The sequence below is a fragment of the Polynucleobacter sp. 35-46-11 genome, assembly GCF_002281105.1.
This window is the reverse complement of record NZ_NCFJ01000095.1, coordinates 7,171-13,764: the sequence shown is the minus strand read 5'-3', so window position 1 is coordinate 13,764 and position 6,594 is coordinate 7,171. Positions and strand designations below refer to the sequence as shown.

General features: G+C 46.5%; 3 protein-coding genes and 1 pseudogene. 1 reads left to right on the top strand and 3 read right to left on the bottom strand.

Annotated elements, in window-relative coordinates; translation table 11 throughout:
• The 3 genes from B7Y67_RS08635 to aceE form a co-directional block, all read right to left on the bottom strand.
• Nucleotides 1-1,516, bottom strand: a 1,516-nt coding sequence (locus B7Y67_RS08635) for an FAD-dependent oxidoreductase (protein WP_293598295.1), incomplete at its 3' end; no start/stop codon positions are given.
• A gap of 9 nt (nucleotides 1,517-1,525) precedes the next feature.
• Nucleotides 1,526-2,833 carry a dihydrolipoyllysine-residue acetyltransferase gene (gene aceF / locus B7Y67_RS08630; RefSeq protein WP_293598294.1) on the bottom strand — a complete coding sequence of 436 codons (1,308 nt, stop codon included), beginning with the start codon at nucleotides 2,831-2,833 and terminating at the stop codon, nucleotides 1,526-1,528.
• A gap of 13 nt (nucleotides 2,834-2,846) precedes the next feature.
• Nucleotides 2,847-5,543: a pyruvate dehydrogenase (acetyl-transferring), homodimeric type gene (gene aceE, locus B7Y67_RS08625; protein ID WP_293598293.1), complete on the bottom strand. Its 2,697-nt coding sequence runs from the start codon at nucleotides 5,541-5,543 to the stop codon at nucleotides 2,847-2,849.
• A gap of 204 nt (nucleotides 5,544-5,747) precedes the next feature.
• Between aceE and B7Y67_RS08620 the strand changes: the two are divergent.
• Nucleotides 5,748-6,594, top strand: a pseudogene (locus tag B7Y67_RS08620) (PAS domain-containing sensor histidine kinase); the annotation flags it as partial.

Genomic DNA, 6,594 nt, shown 5'->3' with positions numbered 1-6,594 from the left:
TGGCAGCCCATGGGAATAAACCCTTCTCATAAGCAATTCCCTGAGCCTTACATTGCTCTTCAGTCAAACCAGCCCAAGCTACTTCTGGATCGGTATAAGCAACAGACGGAATTTGCTTAGCATCGAAGTAAGATTTTTCACCAGCAGCAACTTCAGCGGCGACGTGACCTTCATGCACAGCTTTATGCGCGAGCATGGGTTGACCAACAATATCGCCAATAGCAAAGATGTTATTCACATTCGTGCGCATTTGATTGTCGACCGGTATAAAGCCTCTCTCATCAACAATGACGCCTGCAGCAGATGCATCAATTTTCTTGCCGTTGGGCGTGCGTCCCACCGCTACTAACACTAAGTCATAAGTTTGGGGCTCTGCGGGAGCATTCTCGCCATCAAAACTGACCTGGATACCATCCGCTTTCACTTCAGCTTTTGACGCACGGGTCTTGAGCATGATCTTTTCAAAACGGCCAGCGTTAAATTTCTCCCAAACCTTTTCTAAATCACGATCGGCTCCGGCCATCAGACCATCCATCATCTCAGCAATATCTATACGGGAGCCTAAGGTGCTGTAGACAGTAGCCATCTCTAAGCCAATAATGCCGCCGCCAATCACTAACATGCGCTTTGGAATACTCTTAAGCAATAAGGCACCAGTACTATCCACAATGCGCGGATCTTCTGGCAAAAATGGGAGTTTTACTGGCTGACTTCCAGCTGCAATGATTGCCTTTTGAAAACGCACTACTTCTTTTTGCCCAGCTAGATCTTGACCATCGCCTTTAGTGAGCTCAACCTCAATATGATTCGCATCCAAGAAGCGTCCCAACCCACGCACCACAGTCACTTTGCGCGCTTTAGCCATACCAGCCAATCCGCCGGTTAACTTAGCAATGACAGAGTCTTTGTAGCCACGCAATTGATCAATCTCAATTTTGGGGGCGCCATAACTAATGCCATGCTTAGACATCGTTTTTACTTCATCCATCACTGCAGTCGTGTGGAGCAAAGCCTTTGATGGAATGCAGCCTACGTTCAAACAAACACCGCCTAAAGTTGCATAACGCTCAATCAAAATCGTGTTCATGCCTAAATCTGCGCTACGGAATGCAGCGCTATAACCACCAGGACCAGCGCCCAATACAAGCACTTCACACTCGTGATCCACTTTACCGCTGTACTGACCAGCGATAGGAGCAGTGATCACTGGAGCCGATACTGAGACTGGTGCAGGAGTTGGACTGGCTGCGGGTGAAGAAGCCTGAGGAGCGGATGCTGCTCCCACTTCAATCTCAGCAATCGCACTACCCTTGCTCACTTTATCGCCAGCTTTTACAGAAATACTGAGAATGGTTCCTGCAGCATCTGCTGGAACTTCCATGGTTGCTTTATCAGATTCAAGAACAAGTAAAGGCTGTTCTTTTTCAATCACATCACCCACTTTAATGAGTACTTCAATTACTGGAACATCTGAGTAATCACCAATATCTGGCACGAGAATAATTTGCTTAGCCATATCTTTTCCTTATAGTGCCGCGCGACGGAAGTCGGACATCAGCTGAGCAATATAAACATTGAAGCGCGTTGCTAAAGCACCATCAATTACGCGATGATCTGCACTTAAGGACAATGGGCAAATTAAACGAGGAACAAATTGCTTGCCATCCCACACTGGTTTCATAGCAGCTTTACTTACCCCCAAAATTGCCACTTCAGGTGCATTGACGATAGGTGAGAAATACGTACCGCCAATACCACCTAAAGAAGAGATCGTAAAACTAGCACCCTGCATCTGTTCTGGCTTGAGTTTTCCATCTCGAGCTAGTGCAGCCAATTCAGAGGTTTCACGCGCTAGCTCAAAGATGCCTTTTTTATCTGCATCGCGAATCACCGGCACCACTAGGCCATTTGGAGTGTCGGCAGCAAAGGCGATATTGAAGTATTTTTTCAATACCAAATCATCGCCGTCAATAGAGCTATTGAATTCGGGGAATTTCTTAAGTGCTGCAACAGCAGCTTTCATTAAGAAAGCCAACATCGTGATTTTGAGTCCCTGCTTTTCATTCTCTTTATTTGTGAGAACTCTAAATGCCTCTAAATCGGTAATGTCCGCATCCTCGTGATAAGTCACAGCAGGAATCATGACCCAGTTACGACCCAGGTTCGCAGCAGTCAATTTCTTAATACGGTTTAATGGCTGACGCTCTGTCTCACCAAATTTAGAGAAATCGACCTTAGGCCAAGGAATTAAATTCAGGCCGCCCAAGCTTCCGCCAGATGCACTAGATGGACTTCCAGCTCCGCCGCTCATGGCAGCTTTTACAAAGGCCTGGACATCTTCTTGAGTAATTCTGCCTTTAGGGCCAGATCCCTTAACTTGGTGAACGGTGACGCCAAGTTCACGAGCAAATTTACGCACTGACGGGCTGGCGTGACTTGCAGTGGGATCAATCTCAACTGGGGCTATAGTTATTGGCGGTGGCGCAGGTGCGCGCACAATCGGTGGCTCTACTTTTGGGGCCGCAACAGCAGGCTCAGATTTCGCGGCTACTGGAGCTGAGGCAGTTTGAGTTGGTGCGGGAGCAACGGCGCCACTTTCTTCAAGCACTAGAACGACAGCGCCCTCTGAAATAGAGTCACCCACCTTCACCCTGACCTCTTTCACCACACCTGAATGGGATGAGGGAACGTCCATGGTTGCCTTATCTGATTCAAGAACAACAATCGATTGCTCTTTCTCAACACGATCACCGGCCTTTACCAATACCTCGATGACAGGCACATCTTTGTAATCCCCGATATCCGGGACTTTAATATCAATTAGTTGGCTCATAGTCTGTCTCTTATCAAACCGTCATTGGGTTTGGTTTGGTGATATCGATTTCATATTTCTTAATTGCTTCAGCTAGCACTTGACGATCAATCTGGCCGGCATCCACCAAAGAACGTAAGGCTGTCAATACAACCCAGCGACGATCTACTTCAAAGAAATCGCGTAACTTTTCACGAGTATCTGAGCGGCCGAATCCATCAGTGCCTAACACTTCATAACGACGGCCCATGTGCTGAATCGCAGGACGAATCTGCTCCGCAAAAAGACGCACATAGTCAGTGGCAGCAACAATTGGACCAACGGTATCTTTCAAGCACTTCTCAACATGTGACAGAGATGGCACTACTGTTGGGTTTAATAAATTGCTGCGATGAACTGCATTCCAATCACGACCTAACTCGGTAAAGCTTGGGCAACCCCACAAATCCGATGCAATACCCCAATCTTTATGCAAGATTTCAGCAGCCTCAATCACTTCACGGAAAATCGTGCCAGAGCCTAAAAGCTGAACGCGCAGTTTCGCATTAGCATCACCAACTGACTTGAGCTTGTACATGCCCTTAATGATGTCTTGTTCTGCACCCTTTGGCATTGCTGGATGAGCGTAATTCTCATTCATTAGAGTGATGTAGTAGTACACATCTTCTTGTTCAGCCAGCATGCGACGCATACCATCCTGAATCACCACAGCTACCTCAAATGCAAATGAAGGGTCATAGCTGATACAGTTTGGAATAGCAGCGCTCCAAACTTGACTGTGTCCATCTTCATGCTGAAGGCCTTCACCGTTCAGAGTAGTTCTACCAGCAGTACCGCCAAGCAAGAAACCGCGGCTACGCATATCACCAGCAGCCCAACAGAGATCGCCAATGCGCTGGAAGCCAAACATGGAGTAGAAGATGTAGAAAGGCAACATCGGTACGCCATGAGTTGAGTATGAAGTTGCTGCGGCAATCCAGTCGCACATACCGCCGGCTTCATTAATACCCTCTTGCAAAATCTGACCAGTTTTATCCTCTTTATAGAACATCAATTGATCATGATCCTCTGGGGTGTAGAGCTGACCTAGCTGATTCCAAATACCGAGCTGGCGGAACATGCCTTCCATACCAAAAGTACGCGACTCGTCTGGAACAATCGGAACCACCCTCTTGCCTAAAACCTTGTCACGCACAATCGTATTGAGAATGCGAACAAAAGCCATGGTTGTGGAAATCTCACGACCTTCAGTAGTAGCTTCCAGCAAGGGCGCAAATACCTCAAGCGCAGGAACCGGCAAACTCTCAGCCTTCATGCGACGCTGTGGCAAGTAACCACCCAACTCCTGACGACGCGCCTTCATATATTCAAGTTCAGGACTACCATCGGCGAACTTCACCAAAGGCATTTCATCCAATTGATCATCTTTTACGGGGATCTCAAAACGATCACGGAAACGACGCACGTCATCCGCATTCATCTTCTTGGCTTGGTGGGCAATATTCATAGCCTCACCTGATCCACCCATACCGTAACCCTTAATGGTGTGCGCCAAGATAACTGTTGGTTGATCTTTATGATTTACAGCTGAATGAAACGCTGCAAATACTTTATGGGGATCATGACCACCGCGATTGAGCTGCCAAATTTCTTCATCACTCCAATCGCTAACTAAAGACTTTAATTCAGGTGTGTTGAATACGATCTCACGTACATAAGCACCATTCTTGGCCTTCATGGTTTGGTACTCACCATCCACGATTTCACCAAGACGCTGCATCAAGATGCCTTTTTTATCTCGAGCAAATAAAGCATCCCAATGGCCACCCCAAACTACTTTAATGACATTCCAACCAGCACCACGGAATTCGCTCTCTAGCTCTTGAATAATCTTGCCGTTACCACGCACAGGACCATCGAGACGTTGCAAGTTGCAATTCACAACAAAAATCAGGTTGTCTAATTTTTCACGGCCGGCCATACCAATTGCGCCGAGTGATTCTGGCTCATCAGTTTCACCGTCACCAAGAAAGGCCCAAACTTTACGCCCCTCTGCCTTAATAAATCCGCGATCCTGCATATAGCGCATAAAGCGCGCTTGATAAATAGCCATGATGGGACCAAGTCCCATAGACACTGTTGGGAACTGCCAGAAATCTGGCATTAACCAAGGATGAGGATAACTAGAGACACCCTTGCCACCAACTTCTTGACGGAAGTTATTGAGTTGTTCATCGGATAATCGGCCCAGCATGTAAGCCCGTGCATAAACACCCGGCGCTGAATGTCCTTGAACAAAAATTAGGTCGCCGCCATGCTCTGGGGATGGTGCGCGCCAAAAATGGTTAAAGCCAACGTCATATAAGGTAGCTGCGGACTGGAAGGATGAAATATGTCCACCAACATTGGTGTCTTTGTTTGCGCGAAGAACCATGGCCATCGCATTCCAGCGAGTGTATGAACGAATCCGATGTTCGACATTTTGATCGCCAGGTAAGCGTGCTTGTTGCTCAACTGGAATCGTATTGATGTAGGGAGTTTCAGCATGAAATGCTTGATTAACACCATTAACCCGAGCATGAGAGATTTGCTGATCTATGAGATAAGCCGCGCGTTCAGGGCCCTCATTGCGAATCACGCCATCTAAGGCCTGCAACCATTCTTGAGTTTCACCTGGATCCGCATCTTGCTTTCCTGCGCTACCCAAAATTTGATCTGGAACTGCTGCCATAAACTGCCTCCATTAGTCACATCGGTCTGATTTATTCACTCTATAGGCAACATTCTAGGAAGGTCCATGGGTGTAAACAAGCAATTTTCCACATAATGATAATATTTATCACAATGTGATATTTTGTTGCAACGCAATCCAAAAAGCCAGAGCGGCCACAATGGGCGAGAAAGCGGTGCTAGTAAGGCAAAATAGCCCTATTACATGAAAAAAATCGCATTTTCAATATGGCAACTCAAGCCTGTGAGATGGATCCGTCGAATACGGGGATTTAAGCTTGTCTACACGCCTTTAATTGCGATTGTGCTGTTTACCGTGGTGATGGGCGTCATCATGGGCACGCTTCAGCTTCAGGAAAAAAGTCAGCAAGAAGCAGCACTATTTAGAGAGCTCTCATTTGCAAAGCAACGCATTCAATTGCGTTTTGCAAACAATGCCGATGTATTGCAATCCATTGGGCGGGATTATGTCAGCGCCGGAGATTCCACAAAGTTAAAAGATAACGTGCTCCTTCAGGCAGAAAATCTTCTGCAAAACAATCATGAGATTGCGAAAATTGTCTGGATTAATGAAACATACCAGAGTGAATGGAAGGTACCTCCGCACAACTTAAAAACCGATTGGTTTAATAAAGTAAATAATGCGAACGTCATAAATAAGATGCTACAGAGAACGCTTGAGCTTAGCGCCGCCACTAATAGGCCGGCGTTTAGCAACTTCATCTCACTTGAAGTTCCAAGCAACGAGGTCATCTCCAAAGAAATTCGCAATGTGTTTTGGCAAACAGTGCCTCTACTTTCTGGTAACGAAATTAAAGGCATGGTTGCCGCTCTGTATACAACCCAGGGGATACTAGAAATGATCCCCGGGGAACTCAAAGCCCAATATCGATTTACTCTAATTACAGATGATGATCAGGTCTTGGCAATCTCATCTGATAAAAATACGCCGAAACGCGCATTTAGCAATCAAACCAGCTTAGATATTGGCGTCCTAAGTCCAAACCTTAGTCTCAGAATCGATACATACCCACCAGAAACCAATTTAACGT

Coding starts and splice junctions, on each gene's coding strand:
- aceF (WP_293598294.1), bottom strand. CDS start 2,833: ATGAGCCAACTAATTGATATTAAAGTCCCGGATATCGGGGATTACAAA.
- aceE (WP_293598293.1), bottom strand. CDS start 5,543: ATGGCAGCAGTTCCAGATCAAATTTTGGGTAGCGCAGGAAAGCAAGAT.